This window comes from Caballeronia sp. 11_S32 (assembly GCF_056930355.1).
Genome location: NZ_JBXOWH010000003.1, coordinates 1,210,314 through 1,225,145, shown reverse-complemented (window position 1 = coordinate 1,225,145; position 14,832 = coordinate 1,210,314). Strand labels below are relative to the sequence as shown.

General features: G+C 65.4%; 17 protein-coding genes, 1 other RNA gene and 1 riboswitch. Of the genes, 10 read left to right on the top strand and 8 right to left on the bottom strand.

Annotated features, from left to right (window positions below; translation table 11 throughout):
- Positions 1-3 precede the first annotated feature (3 nt).
- Entirely contained in the window at positions 4-390 is a 387-nt protein-coding gene (gene panD, locus AC1Z32_RS17310; RefSeq protein WP_062610110.1) for an aspartate 1-decarboxylase, read from the top strand.
- 54 nt (positions 391-444) lie between these two features.
- Here panD and AC1Z32_RS17305 read toward each other — a convergent pair whose 3' ends face one another.
- Positions 445-1,071, bottom strand: coding sequence for a ParA family protein (locus AC1Z32_RS17305; protein ID WP_483479782.1), 627 nt, complete (start codon positions 1,069-1,071; stop codon positions 445-447).
- A gap of 198 nt (positions 1,072-1,269) precedes the next feature.
- On the opposite strand from AC1Z32_RS17305, the gene AC1Z32_RS17300 reads away from it, so the two are divergent.
- Complete coding sequence (locus AC1Z32_RS17300; RefSeq protein WP_062610114.1) at positions 1,270-1,689, top strand: PaaI family thioesterase; 420 nt, start codon at positions 1,270-1,272, stop codon at positions 1,687-1,689.
- Here the strand turns inward: AC1Z32_RS17300 and AC1Z32_RS17295 are convergent.
- Entirely contained in the window at positions 1,683-3,158 is a 1,476-nt protein-coding gene (locus AC1Z32_RS17295; protein WP_483479781.1) for a cobyric acid synthase, read from the bottom strand. The genes AC1Z32_RS17300 and AC1Z32_RS17295 overlap by 7 nt on opposite strands.
- A 56-nt stretch (positions 3,159-3,214) precedes the next feature.
- Between AC1Z32_RS17295 and cobU the strand changes: the two genes are divergently transcribed.
- From cobU to AC1Z32_RS17275, 4 genes are read left to right on the top strand one after another with little or no spacing between them, the layout of a single operon-like run.
- Entirely contained in the window at positions 3,215-3,763 is a 549-nt protein-coding gene (gene cobU / locus AC1Z32_RS17290; protein WP_483479780.1) for a bifunctional adenosylcobinamide kinase/adenosylcobinamide-phosphate guanylyltransferase, read from the top strand.
- 18 nt (positions 3,764-3,781) lie between these two features.
- Positions 3,782-4,723: an adenosylcobinamide-phosphate synthase CbiB gene (gene cbiB / locus AC1Z32_RS17285; protein ID WP_483479779.1), complete on the top strand. Its 942-nt coding sequence runs from the start codon at positions 3,782-3,784 to the stop codon at positions 4,721-4,723.
- Between the two features lies 1 nt (position 4,724).
- Complete coding sequence (gene cobD, locus AC1Z32_RS17280) at positions 4,725-5,720, top strand: threonine-phosphate decarboxylase CobD (protein WP_483479778.1); 996 nt, start codon at positions 4,725-4,727, stop codon at positions 5,718-5,720.
- Positions 5,717-6,610 carry a cobalamin-binding protein gene (locus AC1Z32_RS17275; RefSeq protein WP_483479777.1) on the top strand — a complete coding sequence of 298 codons (894 nt, stop codon included), beginning with the start codon at positions 5,717-5,719 and terminating at the stop codon, positions 6,608-6,610. Before cobD ends, AC1Z32_RS17275 begins: the two co-directional genes overlap by 4 nt.
- Here the strand turns inward: AC1Z32_RS17275 and cobC are convergent, their stop codons facing one another.
- Genes cobC through AC1Z32_RS17245 form a run of 6 tightly spaced genes read right to left on the bottom strand, consistent with a single transcriptional unit; the run spans position 6,611 to position 12,664 of the window.
- The gene (gene cobC / locus AC1Z32_RS17270; RefSeq protein ID WP_483479776.1) at positions 6,611-7,180 is read right to left on the bottom strand and encodes an alpha-ribazole phosphatase; all 570 of its coding nucleotides are present in this window, start codon (positions 7,178-7,180) and stop codon (positions 6,611-6,613) included.
- Positions 7,165-7,926, bottom strand: a complete 762-nt coding sequence (locus AC1Z32_RS17265; protein ID WP_483479775.1) for an adenosylcobinamide-GDP ribazoletransferase — start codon at positions 7,924-7,926, stop codon at positions 7,165-7,167. Before AC1Z32_RS17265 ends, cobC begins: the two co-directional genes overlap by 16 nt.
- A gap of 1 nt (position 7,927) precedes the next feature.
- A complete protein-coding gene (gene cobT / locus AC1Z32_RS17260) occupies positions 7,928-8,980 on the bottom strand; it encodes a nicotinate-nucleotide--dimethylbenzimidazole phosphoribosyltransferase (protein ID WP_483479774.1) in 1,053 nt (350 codons plus the stop codon).
- Positions 8,981-8,991: 11 nt separating this feature from the next.
- Positions 8,992-9,768, bottom strand: a complete 777-nt coding sequence (locus AC1Z32_RS17255; protein ID WP_483479773.1) for an ABC transporter ATP-binding protein — start codon at positions 9,766-9,768, stop codon at positions 8,992-8,994.
- Complete coding sequence (locus AC1Z32_RS17250; RefSeq protein WP_483481663.1) at positions 9,765-10,763, bottom strand: FecCD family ABC transporter permease; 999 nt, start codon at positions 10,761-10,763, stop codon at positions 9,765-9,767. Before AC1Z32_RS17250 ends, AC1Z32_RS17255 begins: the two co-directional genes overlap by 4 nt.
- 26 nt (positions 10,764-10,789) lie before the next feature.
- On the bottom strand, positions 10,790-12,664 hold the full coding sequence (locus AC1Z32_RS17245; RefSeq protein WP_483479772.1) for a TonB-dependent receptor domain-containing protein: 1,875 nt from the start codon (positions 12,662-12,664) through the stop codon (positions 10,790-10,792).
- A gap of 83 nt (positions 12,665-12,747) precedes the next feature.
- A riboswitch (cobalamin riboswitch) is annotated at positions 12,748-13,047 on the bottom strand.
- Positions 13,048-13,306: 259 nt separating this feature from the next.
- Between AC1Z32_RS17245 and AC1Z32_RS17240 the strand changes: the two genes are divergently transcribed.
- The 4 genes from AC1Z32_RS17240 (at position 13,307) to AC1Z32_RS17225 (ending at position 14,829) form a co-directional block, all read left to right on the top strand.
- Positions 13,307-13,675 (top strand): ATPase, encoded by a 369-nt coding sequence (locus AC1Z32_RS17240; protein WP_483479771.1) that lies wholly within the window; start codon positions 13,307-13,309, stop codon positions 13,673-13,675.
- Complete coding sequence (locus AC1Z32_RS17235; RefSeq protein ID WP_483479770.1) at positions 13,672-13,986, top strand: cell division protein ZapA; 315 nt, start codon at positions 13,672-13,674, stop codon at positions 13,984-13,986. The genes AC1Z32_RS17240 and AC1Z32_RS17235 overlap by 4 nt, the downstream gene beginning before the upstream one ends.
- 117 nt (positions 13,987-14,103) lie before the next feature.
- A non-coding RNA gene (gene ssrS / locus AC1Z32_RS17230) (6S RNA) lies at positions 14,104-14,285 on the top strand.
- 85 nt (positions 14,286-14,370) lie between these two features.
- Positions 14,371-14,829, top strand: a complete 459-nt coding sequence (locus tag AC1Z32_RS17225) for an EVE domain-containing protein (RefSeq protein WP_483479769.1) — start codon at positions 14,371-14,373, stop codon at positions 14,827-14,829.
- Positions 14,830-14,832 lie beyond the last annotated feature (3 nt).

Below are 14,832 nucleotides of genomic sequence, written 5' to 3'. Positions count from 1 at the left end.
ATCATGCAGCGCACCATGCTCAAATCGAAGATCCACCGCGCGACGGTCACCCACTGCGAGTTGCACTATGAAGGTTCGTGCGCCATCGACGAAGATCTTCTCGACGCCGCGAACCTGATGGAAAACGAGCAGATCGACATCTGGAACGTGAACAACGGCGAGCGCCTGACCACTTACGCGATCAAGGGCGAGCGCGGCAGCGGCATGATCTCGCTGAACGGCTCGGCCGCGCGCCGCGCGCAACTGGGCGATCTCGTGATCATCGCGGCGTTCGCGCAGGTGGACGAAGCGGAGATCAAGGCGGGCTGGAAGCCGAATCTCGTGTTCGTCGACGACGACAACCGCATCAAGGGCAGCCGCGATCACGTGCCGACTCAGAACTGGACGTAATCCCGTTGCACTAGAACGAAAAAGCCGGCGATTCCTCAACGGACGCCGGTTTTTTCATTTCTTCGATACCCACTCGATGATCGGCTCCCACTGCTCCAGATCCTTTTCGACGCGGCTCTTCGCCACGTCCCAGATCGTGAGGCCGTGCGCGGCGAGCTGCACGTAGTTCTGGGTATCGCGCAGGAAGCCGAGCACCGGCAACTGCAGGCCTTCGACGAAGCGATGCAGCTGGTCCGCCGAACGCGTGCGCGCATCGACGCGCATGCCGACCACGCCGACTTCGATCGCGCCTTTCCTCACCGCCTTTTCCTTCGCGAGCTTCGCGAGGAAGTCCTGCGTCGCAAGGATGTCGAACATCGACGGCTGCAGCGGCACGATCACCTTGTCCGCCAATTCCAGCGCGAGCGCGAGGCGATTGCCGTGCACGCCGGCGGGCGTATCGACGACGGCTTTCTCCAGACCTTTGGGCGGCTTGCCGGGAGAATCCACGTCGATCGACCATTCTTCGATTTTCGGCAGCGTGTCGACGCGCAGCGTGAGCCACGCGTGCGACGAGCGCTGCTTGTCGAGATCGGCGAGCGCGACCCACTCGCCCTGTGCCGCGAAAAAGCCTGCGAGATTGGTTGCGAGCGTGCTCTTGCCGACGCCGCCCTTCGGATTTGCCACCACGATCACGGTCATGAAGTGTCCTGGATTTTGTTGGGCGCGCGGGCGCTAGGCGCACGGCGCGCACGAATTTCGTCTTTACGGGAACAGGTGCATGATTCGAGCGTTGATATTATCGGCAAAAGTGGTGCATGCGGCACACTGGCCGAACGGCCGTGCCTAATTTGCCGCCAACGTTGGCATTAGTCATCCATTTCCATTCCCACGACACCCATGACCAAGCTCCGCCCCGATGTCACGCTCGACTTCCTGCGCAACCGCCAGAAAGGCCGCCTGCCCGACCTGCTAGGCGTGCAACTCATCTCGCTCGACCAGGGCCAGTTGACCGGCGAGCTTGCGATCCGTCCGGAACTGCTCGCGCCGAACGGATTTCTGCATGCGGCGACAGTCGTCGGTCTTGCGGATACGTGCTGCGGCTACGCGTGCATCGCCCATCTGCCGGAGAACGCGCAGAACTTCACGACGCTCGAACTGAAGAGCAACCATGTGTCGACGGCGCGCGAAGGGAAGATCATCGCGAAGGCGAGCGCCGTGCATCTCGGGCGCAGCACGCAGGTGTGGGACGCAACGGTCACGAACGGCGACGGCAAGCTCATCGCCATGTTCCGTTGCACGCAGATGATTCTCTATTGACCGAAGGCGGCCAGAACCGCATCCAGATCGAGCGATTGCGCGAAAGAATCGGCCAGACGGTCGAGTGACGCTTCGCGCAGCGCTGGATAATCGAGCGGCTCGGCGCCCTTCACGCCCGCCCACGCGAGCAGCGCGGCGCATGCTTGCGGCGTGTCGAAGACGCCGTGCAGGTAGGTCGCGGCGATCTGGCCATCGTCCGACACCGCGCCATCGACACGCCCCGAATCCAGCGCGACGAAAGGACGCGCGAGCGCCGCGCCGTGCGTGCGGCCCATATGGATTTCGTAACCGCGCACGGGCGCTTGCGTGCCGTTCAGAGTCAGCTGACCCGCAACGTTCTCCAGTTGCTTCTGCGGCGTGAGCACGGTGCAGAGATCGAGCAGCGCGAGCCCGTTCACGCACCCCGCCGCGCCTTCGACGCCATCCGGATCGTCGATCTCGCGCCCGAGCATCTGCATGCCGCCGCAGATGCCGAGCACCTTGCCGCCATACCGCAAATGCCGTTCAATCGCGCGGTCCCAGCCGTTTTCGCGCAGCCACGCGAGATCGCGCTGGACGCTTTTCGAGCCGGGCAGCACGATCAGATCGGCGGGCGGCGGCGCGATGCCCGCGCGCACATAGCTGAAATCGACTTGCGGATGCGCCCGCAAAGCATCGAAATCCGTGTGATTGCTGATGCGCGGCAGCGCGGGCACGATCACCTTCAGCGCGGACAGGGCACCGCGCGCGTGCGGCTGGCTCGGCAGCATGTCTTCGGCATCGAGCGTGAGCCCGTGCAGATATGGCAGCACGCCGAGCACCGGCTTGCCCGTCTGCGCCTCCAGCCAGTCGAGCCCTGGCTTCAAAAGGCCGATATCTCCGCGAAACCGGTTGATGACGAAGCCGCGAACACGCGCCCGCTCGCTCTCCGACAGACACGCCAGCGTGCCGACGAGATGCGCGAACACGCCGCCGCGATCGATATCCGCGACGAGCACGACCGGGCAATCGACGTGCTCGGCGAAGCCCATGTTGGCGATATCGCCGTCGCGCAGGTTGATTTCGGCGGGGCTGCCCGCGCCCTCGACGATCACCGCATCGAACTCATTGCGCAAGCGCGCGTAGGATGCGAGCACCGCATCGAACGCGATGCGCTTGTACGCGTGATAGGCGCGCGCATCGAGGTTCGCGTGCGCGTGACCGTGAATGATGACCTGCGCGCCGCGATCGCTCGTTGGCTTGAGCAGCACCGGATTGAAGTCGATGCGCGCATCGACGCCCGCCGCGATGGCCTGCAGCGCCTGCGCGCGGCCGATCTCGCCGCCGTCGATGGTCACCGCGCTGTTGAGCGCCATGTTCTGCGGCTTGAACGGCGCGACGCGCACGCCGCCGCGACGCGCGAGCCGGCACAGGCCCGCGACGAGCGTGCTCTTGCCGGCATCGGACGTCGTGCCCTGGATCATCAGCGTGCCGCGTGGCGTGAATGGCATCGGGAGATTCTCATGAAGAACGACGCGCTATCTTAGCCCGTCAGTACAATATCGCGATGACCCCCGATCTCACTTTCATCCTCGGCGGCGCGCGTGCCGGCAAGAGCGCGCACGCCGAACGGCTTGCATCCGAAAGCGGGCTGCCCGTGACGTATATCGCGACCGCGCGCATCGGCGATGCCGAGTTCGAGGCGCGCGTGCAGCTTCATCGCGAGCGCAGGCCCGCGCACTGGGCGCTCGTCGAAGCGCCGCTCGATCTCGCGGGCGCGTTGCAGGAGGCGGATCGCGCGGGGCATTGCGTGCTGATCGACTGCCTCACGCTCTGGCTCGCCAATCTGCTTTTCGTGTCGGGGAACGCGAGCGAGGACGTGGCCGTCCTGCCCGACAGCGCCCGCGAAGCCTTCGCGCGATTCGATGCGGCGCTGGCGCAAACCCGCGGCAAGGTCATCGTCGTGAGCAATGAAATCGGGCTGGGCGTCGTGCCGCTCGGTTCGGTCACGCGCCTTTATGTCGATGAACTCGGGCGCCTGAACCAGCGCGTCGCCGCCGCGAGCACGCGCGCGACGCTGATGGTCGCGGGCCTGCCGCTCGCGCTCAAAGGCTGACAGGAGAATCGACAAGCGATGCTCCTCCTCTCCGCCTACGCAATGGCCCTGCTCGCGGTGCTCGGCGTGATCGTCGATCGCATCTTCGGCGAGCCGCGCACGCGGCATCCGCTCGTCGGCTTCGGCAATCTCGCGACCCGGCTCGAAGCGCGCATGAACACCGGCGTTCGCGCGCGGCCGGCGGGCATACTCGCGTGGTTCATCGCGGTTGCGCCGCCGGTGGGCATCGCGTGGTTTCTCGTCAGCGTGCTGCCGTTTGGCTATGCGTGCCTCGTGCACGTGCTGCTGCTCTGGTTCGCGCTCGGCGCGAAGAGCCTGCGGCAGCATATCGCGCCGATCGCGCGCGCATTGAGCTTCGGCGATATCGACGCCGCGCGCGCGCTGACCTCGCGCATCGTGTCGCGCGATACGTCTCACGCCGATGAAAACGCCCTCTCGCGCGCGGCGGTGGAATCGGCTCTGGAGAACGGCAACGACGCGATCTTCGGCGCGCTCTTCTGGTTCGCCGTTGCGGGCGGCCCCGGCGCGCTCATGTTCCGCCTCGCCAACACGCTCGATGCGATGTGGGGCTATCGCACGCCGCGTTACTTGCGCTTCGGCTGGGCGGCGGCGCGCTTCGACGACGTGCTCAACTTCATCCCCGCGCGGCTGACCGCGGCGACCTACGCGCTCGCCGGCGACACGCACATGGCCTGGCACTGCTGGCGCACGCAGGCGCGCTCGTGGGACAGCCCGAATGCGGGCCCGGTGATGGCCGCGGGCGCGGGCAGCCTGAACGTGCTGATCGGCGGAGCGGCGGTCTATCACGGCAAGCTCGAGGCGCGGCCGACGCTCGGCGCGGGCCACAGCGCGAATCCGAAGCATGTGGTCGCGGCGTTGCGGCTCGTCGAGCGCGCGACGCTGATGTGGCTCGTGGCGCTTTTGATCTTCGCGGCTTTGAGCGCAACCACGAGTAGCTGATATGGCGCATCCCATCCGACACGGCGGCAATCTGCGCGAAGCCGCGCGCCGCTACGCGATTCCCTTCGACGACTGGCTCGATCTGTCGACGGGCATCAATCCGCGCGGCTATCCGGTGCCGCCCGTGCCGCCCGATGCATGGCGGCGCTTGCCCGAAGACGACGATGGTTTCGCCGATGCCGCCGCGCGTCATTACGGCGCGCCGCTCGCGTTGCCGGTCGCGGGCTCGCAGGCGGCGATACGCGCGCTGCCCGCGCTGTTGCGTCGCGGCACGGCGGGCGTCGCGCCGCTGACTTACGGCGAATATGCGCCCGCGTTCATGCGCGCGGGCCACACGATCGCATCGCTCGACGTCAACATGCGCGATGTGCTCGAGACGCTCGATCACGTCATCGTCGCGAATCCGAACAACCCGACCGCCGAGCGCCTTTCGCGCGACACGCTCTTGCGCTGGCACGCGCAACTCGCGGCGCGCGGCGGCACATTGATCGTCGATGAAGCGTTCGCCGATGTCGATGCGGCGTCGTCGGTTGCGAGCGAGACCGCGCGCGACGGGCTCATCGTGCTGCGCTCGGTCGGCAAGTTTTTCGGGCTCGCGGGCATCCGCGCGGGCTTCGTGCTCGCGGCGCCGTCGAGTCTCGATGCATTGCGCGATACGCTCGGCGCGTGGACCGTGAGCGGCCCGGCGCGTCACGCGGTGCAAACCGCTTTCGCCGATGCCGCCTGGCAGCGCGAAACCCGCGAGCGCCTGCAACACGACGGCGCGCGCCTCGCCGCATTGATCGCGAGCCAAGGCTTCGACGTGCACGCGACGCCGCTCTTCGCATGGACGCCGACATCGAAAGCGCCCGAGCTGCAACACGCGTTCGCGCTACGCGGCATCTGGACGCGCCTCTTCGATCTGCCCGGCATGACGCCGAGCCTGCGCATCGGGTTGCCGGGCGCGGAAGGCGATTGGGCGCGCCTGTCGCTCGCGCTGCGGGAGCTCCGCGCGTGAGGCTGCGCTGTGCGATTGCGCTACTGATCGGCTTGGCCGCTGCGCAGGCGCACGCCATCACCGTCACCGACGACACCGGCGCATCCGTCACGCTCGCGAAGCCCGCCGAGCGCGTCGTCAGTCTCGCGCCGCACGTCACGGAACTGCTGTTCGCGGCGGGCGGCGGCGCGCGCATCGTCGGTGCTGTGACGTATAGCGACTATCCGAAGGAAGCGCAGGCGATCCCGCGTGTCGGCGACAACAAGGCGCTCGATCTGGAGCGCATCGTCGCGTTGCATCCGGATCTGATCGTGGTGTGGCGGCACGGGAACGCGGCGCGTCAGATGGACCGGCTCCAGGCGCTCGGCGTCCCGATCTACTTCAGCGAGCCGAAGCATCTCGCCGATATCGCGGCGAGCATCGACAAGCTCGGCGCGCTGCTCGGCACGCAAGAGCAGGCGCGCGCGGCCTCGGATGCGTTCACGCGCGATATCGCGCAACTGCGCGGGCGTTATGCGCAAAGGCCGTCCGTCAGCGTGTTCTATCAGGTCTGGGACGATCCGCTGATGACACTCAATCGCGACAACGTCTTCGACGAAGTGATCGGGCTATGCGGCGGCGCGAACGTGTTCGCGGCGGAAAAGCCGCGCGTGCCGACGATATCGACCGAAGCCGTGCTCGCCGCGAATCCCGAAGCGATCGTCACCGCGACGCCCGGCGCGACGAAACCCGACCGCCCGTTGCCCGCGCTCGATCGATGGAAGCGCTGGCCGTCGTTGACGGCGGTCGCGCGCGGCAATCTCTTCGGTATCGATGGCGATCTCATCAACCGGCCCACGCCTCGTCTCGCGACGGGCGCGGCGGAACTCTGCCGCGATCTCGAAGCGGCGCGCGAGCGGCGCGCCAGATAATCAGGCGTTCCAGCGCACGAGAAGCCACTGTCCGCGCACGCGCCTGAACCACGCGATCGCGCCGAAATCGAGCGGCCATTGCAATGCGTTCTCTCGCGAGATGCCCAGAAGATGCGATGCCAGCACGCGCACGACGCCCGCATGCGCGATCACATGCACGGCTTTCTGATCGGCACAGGTTTCTTCGAACCACGCGATAACGCGAAGAGCGAACTGCGCGAAACTCTCGCCGCCATGCGGACGCGCGTGCTGAATATCGGCAGCCCATGCGTCGATGAGCGCGCGATCGATCGTGTCCCACTTGCAGCCTTCCCACGCACCGAAGTGCATTTCGGCGAGACGCGCGTCGATATGCGCATCGTCGGAAAGCGCCTGCGCGAGCGATGCGCATCGTCGCAAGGGACTCGTGTGCCATCCATCGACGCACGCGGGCACGTTCAACGCTGTCATGCGCGCCTTCAACACATCGGCGGATTCGCGCGCATCGCGCTGCAAGGGCACATCGCTTTGCCCGTAGCAAACGCCCGCATCGACGGCAACTTCCGGATGGCGGATCAGGACGAGATCCATGCGAGCCCGATGAGGTAGATCGCGATTTCGAACACCTGCTGCGCGAAGCCGAGGCAATCGCCGGTATAGCCGCCGATGCGTCGAACGAAATAACGTCCGATGACGAAGCGCAATACGATCAACGCGACTATCGTGAAGCAGGCGAGTTTCCAGTCGATCATGAACAGCCACGGCGCTCCAAAGCCGAGCGCCAGCGCGAACGACGCCAGACTCATCCGCTGCGCAACCGGCTTCGCCTTCCCTTCGGCGCGCACGTAGTCGAGCGTGACCAGATAGCTGATCGCGAACGCACGGCTCGCGGCGTGCGCGGCGATCATCATCCACGCGACACGGTGAGGCGGCAGCGCGGCAAGCGCCTGCCACTTGAGCGCCAGCGCGATCACGATCGCAATCGCGCCGAACGCGCCGATGCGCGAGTCGTGCATGATGCGCAACGCATCTTCACGCGTGTATGCGCCGCCGAATGCATCGACGCAATCGGCGAGGCCGTCTTCGTGAAATGCGCCGGTCAGAACGAGCGTCGCGGCCATCGAAAGCAGCACCGCGACGCCCGAGGGAAACACGCGCAACGCCGCGAGATAGACGAGCGCCGCAACGCCGCCGACCATCGCGCCGACGAGCGGAAAGTAACGCGCCGCCGCGTTCAGATATTCACGCTCGAAGCCGACCCAGCGCGGCACCGGCACGCGCGTGAAATAGCCGAGCGCGGTGAAGAAGTAGCGCAGTTCGTCGAGCGGCCGGTTCATCTCAATCCGCTTTGTTCGATACACCCGCCGATTCGAAGCTCGCCATCTCGTCGACGAACGCGACGGCCGCGCGCAGGATCGGCAGCGCGAGCGCCGCGCCCGTGCCTTCGCCGAGCCGCAAGTCGAGTTGCAGAAGCGGCGCGGCTTCGAAATGCGCGAGCATGCGGCGATGCCCCGTCTCGTTCGATGCATGCGCGAACACGCAATAGTCGAGCACGTCAGGCGCGATCTTCGATGCAACCAGCAACGCCGATGTCGCGATGAAACCATCGACGAGTATCGTCATGCCTTCGCATGCGGCGGCGAGATAGGCGCCTGTCATCATCGCGATCTCGAAGCCGCCGAAGGCCGCGAGCGTGTCGATGGCATCGCCCGCATCGCGATGCAGCGCGAGCGCGCGGCCGAGCACATCGCGCTTGTGCGCGAGACCGTGGTCGTCGAGACCCGTGCCGCGCCCGACGCATTCGTCGACAGGCAGATCGCACAAACGGCTCATCAGACACGCCGCCGCCGATGTATTCGCGATGCCCATCTCGCCGAAGCCGATCACATTCGTGCCGAGCGATGCGTGGTGCCGCACGCGCGCCGCGCCGCGCGCAATGCCTTCGAGCGCGGTGTCGCGCGACATCGCCGGCGCTTGCGCGAAGTTGCGCGTGCCGAGCCCGAGCGACAGGCGCTCGTACCCATGATCGATGGGAATCGGTGTAGCGACGCCCGCATCGACGACTTCGAGCGTCATGCCGACCGAGCGCGACAGCGCATTGATCGCCGCGCCGCCCGCCAGAAAGTTCGCGACCATCTGCGCGGTCACTTCCTGCGGAAACGCGCTCACGCCCTCTTTCGCAATACCGTGATCGCCGGCGAAGACGATCATCGCCGGACGCTCGATGCGCGGCTTCGTCGTGCGTTGAATCAGGCCCATCTGCAGCGCGATGGATTCGAGCCGCCCGAGGCTGCCGGGCGGCTTCGTCTTCATGTCGATGATGCGGCGCAGCTCGGTTTCGAGGGCGCGGTCGAGGGCGCGGGGCATCGGGATGTCGTTGAGCGTGGACATCGAAATTCCTTTCAAAAGCGATGAATGGAAGGCACGAGCGCTTCGTGCTCGCCGTCGCGGATCAGCGCGAGCGGATAGCCGAATGCCGCGCTCGCGCGTTCGGGCGTCAATACGTCGGCAACGAGGCCCGCGTGGGCGCCGCCTTTGCCGTCGAGCAGGAGCGCATGCGTCGCGAAACGGCGCGCGAGATTCAGATCGTGGCACGAGAAGATTACGCTGCGCTTGTGCTCGCGCGCGGCGTTGCGCAATGCATGCAGGCAGTCGATCTGATGATGCAGGTCGAGATGCGAAAGCGGTTCGTCGAGCAAAAGGAGCGGCGCGTTCTGGCACAGCACGGCGGCCAGCGCGACGCGCTGGCGTTCGCCGCCGGACAGCGTGAGCACGTCGCGCGCGGCAAACGATGCGAGACCGAGCAGATCGAGCGCGGCGCGAGCGGCCGCGCGATCGTCTTCGTTCTCCCAGCCCCAGCCGGTGAGATACGGAAAGCGGTTGAGCAGCACGGTATCGAGCACGGTCGCGCTGAAGGCGTCGTGCGTGGCTTGCGGCATCAATGCGCGTGCGCGCGCGAGATCCGCCGCGCGCCATGACGCGAGCGCGCGGCCATCGAGCGACACGCCGCCCGATGCCGGCTTCGCGAGCCCCGCGAGCACGTTGATGAGCGTCGTCTTGCCGGCGCCGTTCGGCCCGGCGATGCACCACGTTTCGCCCGATTCGATCGTCTGCGTGAGACCGTCGATGAGCGTGCGCGCGCCCGCGCGAAGCACGATGGCATCGAGATGCAGACTCATCGCGGCCTCCGCAGCAGCATCCACAGGAACATCGGCACGCCGGTCAGCGCCGTGACGACCCCTACCGGCAATTGCGCGGGCGCGATCACGGTGCGCGCGGCGAGATCGGCTGCCATCACGGCGAGGCCGCCCGCGAGCGCGGCGGCGGGCACGAGCATGCGCTGATCGTTGCCGAAGGCGAGCCGCAACAGATGCGGCACGACGAGCCCGACGAAGCCGATGGTTCCGGCGGTCGTCACCGCGGCTGCCGCCGCGAGCGATGCAACGAGATACACGCGCAAACGCAGGCGCTCGACTGGCACGCCGAGCGCACGCGCCGTGGTATCGCCACGCAGGAGCACATTCAGTTGCGGCGCGGCGGGAACGATCACGACGAGCGCGACCACGAGCGCGATCAACGCGGGCCACGGCGCCGCCGCGCCGTTGAGATCGCCCGTGAGCCAGAAGATCATGCCGCGCAAGCGGTTCTCGGGCGCGATGCTCAGGATCAGCGTGATCAGCGCGCCCCATCCCGATGCGATCACGACGCCCGTCAGCAAGAGCCGGGGCGAGGCATCCTGTCCGCTTTGCCAAAGGTCTTTGCGCGCGAGTCCGAGCACGATGACGATAGATGCAAAGGCGCCCACGCAAGCGGCGATATCGACGCCCCACCACGGCAGCGATGCGAGCATCGCCGCGAGCGCGAACGTCGCGGCCCCGCCGGACACGCCGAGCACGTAGGGCTCGGCAAGCGGATTGCGCAACAGCACTTGCAGCAGCGCGCCCGCCATCGCGAGCAATGCGCCCGATGCGAAGCCCGCCAGCGCGCGCGGCAGACGCAACGTGAGCACGATTTCATCGGCCAGATCGGGTGCCGCGGCATGCGCGCGAAAGAACGCGCCGATCGCGCGCGATACCGGCACCGCGACGCTGCCCATCGCGAGCGAGGCGACGAGCACGATGAACGCGGCGAGCGCGAGCGCGATCCAGATCGCAGCGGCGCGGCTCGCGCTCATCGCGCGCGGACGTTCAACGGCGCGGCTCACGACGGATGCCAGCCCAGCGTGACATAGGCGCCGCGCCGTGGCGTGTTGTACGAGTACGCAAGTTCATAGTCCTTGTCGAACAGATTATCGATGCGCGCCGTGACGTACCACGACTTCGAGATGTCATAGCGCGCCGACAGATTCACGATGCCATAGCCCGCGAGCGTCGAATCGTAATCGCTGCGCTGGCCGCTCACGATCCATTCGCCGCCGACACGCCAGCGCCCGATGGTGCGATGCGCCGTCAACGTCGCGAAATGCCGCGCGCGCCGCGTGAGTTCCTCGTTATTCGTTTCGTCGACGGGATTCTGGAACGTCACGCCCGCGCGCACGTCCGTTGCGCCGACATGCCCCGCCCACGATCCCTCGATGCCCTGCACCTTCGCGCGCCCGACGTTCTGCGCGACATAGTAGAAGCCGCCGTCGGACACATAGTCGATCAGATTCGAATAGCGCGTCTGAAAGAGCGTCACGCGCATTACGCCAAGCGCGTTCGATGCGTACTGCAACGCCGCTTCCACGGAATGGCTGCGCTCCGGCTGAATCGACGGATTGCCGCTGAACGGATAGTAGAGGTCGTCGAAGCTCGGTGCGCGGAACGCCGCCGCATAGCTCGCGCTCGCCTTCCAGTGCGCGTCGAAGTTGTACGCGTAGCCCAGATAGTAGCTGTTCGCGCCGCCGAAATCGGAATACTGGTCGTGACGCAGATTCGCCTGCAACTCGTTCGCGCCGATGCGGCCCACGTAGCCCGCGAACACCGAGTTCACGTGACGATCGGGTGCGCTGAACTGATCTGAATCGAGCGTCTGGTCGAGATGCTCATAGCCGAAGAGCAGCTTGTGCGCCTCGGTGATCCGGACATCGTTCTGCCACGTGTATTGATGATTCTCCGAATCGAAGCGGCTCGTATAGACGCCGTTGTGCTCGATGTTCGCGCGGTCCTGTCCCTGCGCGATCGTGAAGTGCGTGGTCCAGTTGTCGGTGATCCTGCCGTTTGCGAACACCGAAGCCGAGCGCACGCGGTCGTGCGTTTCGTTGATATCGGTCGGCAGGCCGTAGGCATCGTCGAAGCTGTTGATGCCGTTCGATTGCAAAAAGCGCACGCCCGCGTCCCACTTGTCGCTGAACTTGTGGCGCAGCGTCGCCGCGACGCTCTCGTTCAGATAGCCGTTTGCGTTCGGGTTCGCATTGGGCGCGATATTCGGATCGATCGACGAGAAACTGTCGGTTTTCTCGCGCGAGACGTTGAGGCTGAAGGTCGTACGGCCGTCCTTGTCGAGCGCGCCGTTCACGCCCGCCGATTGCCGCTGCGTGTGATAGCTGCCGTATTCCGCCTCGAAGTTGAAGCGCGGCGGATGCGACCCGCCTTCCTTCGTGAAAATCTGCACGACGCCGCCGATCGCATTCGATCCATACAGCGCCGACACATTGCCGTTCACGACCTCGACGCGCCCGATCTGATCGAGCATAACTTGCGATAGCTGCGCCGCGCCGAGCGACGCCGATTCGACCCGCACGCCATCGATCAGCACGAGCGATTGCGACGACGCCGCGCCGCGTATGAAAAGTCCCGAGTTCGCGCCCGGGCCGCCGTTGCGCGTGATCTGCACGCCGGGCGCGAGCGCGACGAGGCCGAGCGCATCGTCGGCGTTGGCATCGGCAATGTCCTGTTCGTCGAAGACCGATGTCTGAGGGAGAGCGTCCGCGAGCGGCTGCGGCGCGCGCGTCGCGGTGACGACGATGGGCGCAAGCGTTTGCGATGTATCGTCCGCTGCATGCGCGGTGCTTGCGAGCGGCAAACCGGCGATGGCCGCAACGAGCGTGCGACGAAGAAAGCGGCCGTCCTCGATGGCGGCCAGAGGCAAAAACATGGTGTGAGGCGTTCCCGTGGAGCATGAGCGCGGCCCCGCTCCCCGCGAGGTCGATGCGCGACGAACGCATCGCGCGATGAGCGCCGATGCGTCGAGCTTTGGCCGGTATCCGGGCTGGCGACGGATCGTCTCGCCTTCCCGCGCATCGTGCGCAGTGGCGTCGACACGTTTCTTGCAGTCGAGAACGTGCGATGAAATTCGACACGCTCGCGCCGCAAAAACGCGCATGAGACGACTTGCAACTTGCGTTGCGGTCGCTTACCGTTGCGGGGGCAGCACAGGTTGGCTCGTCCCGGTCGGACTTCGAGACTTCGCTCCCTGTTTCCCGTTTGACTGCATCCGCGAGATCCGCGAATGCGAGCACCAAAAAGTGCGGCAAGTGTAGGAGCGCGGGTGGGGGCCGTCAAGAAAGCGGCACCGGCGGATTGGCGCGGCGCATCACGAATCGAACGAGAATCGGCCGGCCTTTCCTTACGCGAGCGACGACCAGCGCTCGCGTTTTCTGCACACGAATGCAAGGCGACATGCGCTTAATCGATGGTTTAAGCGCGAGATCGCATGCTGTTACGTCTCGAAACGAGACAATTATCGGAAGCTCCGTTGAACCGCGCTAAAATGCGAGGTCTTTAGAGGACGCAGCACATGCTCAACGAACTCGAATCACTGTCAGGAAACATCGGCCGGCTGATCCAGATCAGCGAGCGCCACAAGCAGGCGCATCAGGCGCTGCAGGAACAACTCGAACAGCTGCGCGCCGACTATGCAAACATGCAGGCCGAACTCGCGCAAGTGCGCGAAGAGCGCGATACGCTGCAGTCCGAACGCGACTCACTCTCCGCGAAGATCGACGACGCGCAGGTGCGCCTGAACGCAATTCTCGAAAAGCTGCCGCGCGCGAAGTCGGGGCAACATGCCGAATCCGACAATCAACTCGATCTCCTCGAAGCCGATTCCCAGGAAGCACATGAAGCGGAATTGCACGGCGAGCATCATCAAGGAGAGAAGGCATGACGACCACGCAGATCGAAGTATCCATTCTCGGACAGCCCTATCGTCTCGCGTGCTCGCCGGCAACGGAAGGCGCGTTGCGCGAAGCCGTCGCGCGCGTCGATGCCGAGATGAACAAGGTGCGTAATGCAAGCAGCGTGCGCGGCACGGATCGCATCGCGGTAATGGCGGCGCTCTCGCTGGCGTCGGAATTGCTTAAGCTGCAGGACAGCGTGCGTCACGGCGAGGCCTTTCCCGCCGAGGAAATCCGTCACACGATGCACTCGATGAACGAGCAACTGAGCGCTGTCATTGCGCAATATGAAGCGCAGTAAGTGATGCGCGAATGGCACCGGGCGAATGTCAATCGCACGCCCGATGTCAATCGAAAAAAGAAACCGCCCGAACACTGCCGGGAAGCTGCACAAGGCAAACGATTGGTGTAAAGTGACGGTTCCCTGCCTGGTACGCCAAGGTCATATATTCCTTGAACCAATGCTACATTGGCACGGTTGCGGAACCTTGCAACATGGGCGCGCGCGTCGCTAGTCCGATGTACCCGAAGTGTTGCTTACCGCGACCAATCTTGAACCCAGGTTCAGGATGCCGGCCTAGCGGCCGTGGCGGGGACCTCATTCAAGAAACGGCATCGGATCTTCCGGTGCCGTTTTCATTTGCATCGTCGATTCAGCATCGTCGATCCTGCATAGCGAACAATCATGCGCTACTGGCTGATGAAGTCCGAACCGGACGAAGCGAGCATCGATCATCTCGCGCACGCGCCGAAAAAAACCTTGCCGTGGACGGGCGTGCGCAACTATCAGGCGCGCAACTTCATGCGCGATCAGATGCAGGTCGGCGACGGCGTGCTCTTCTATCATTCGAGCTGCCCGGAGCCGGGCATTGCGGGTATCGCGAGCGTGTGCTCGACGGCATATCCCGATCCCACGCAGTTCGATCCGAAGAGCGATTACTACGATCCGAAATCCACGCAAGAGACGCCGCGCTGGATGCTCGTCGACGTGAAGTTCGTCAGGAAGACGCCGCTCATTGCCCTCGCGACGTTGCGCGAGCATCAAGAACTCGCGGACATGCAGGTGCTCGCGCGCGGCAATCGTTTGTCGATCACGCCGGTCACTGAAGCACAGTGGCGATTTATTACCGAGCACCTCGTCTAACAC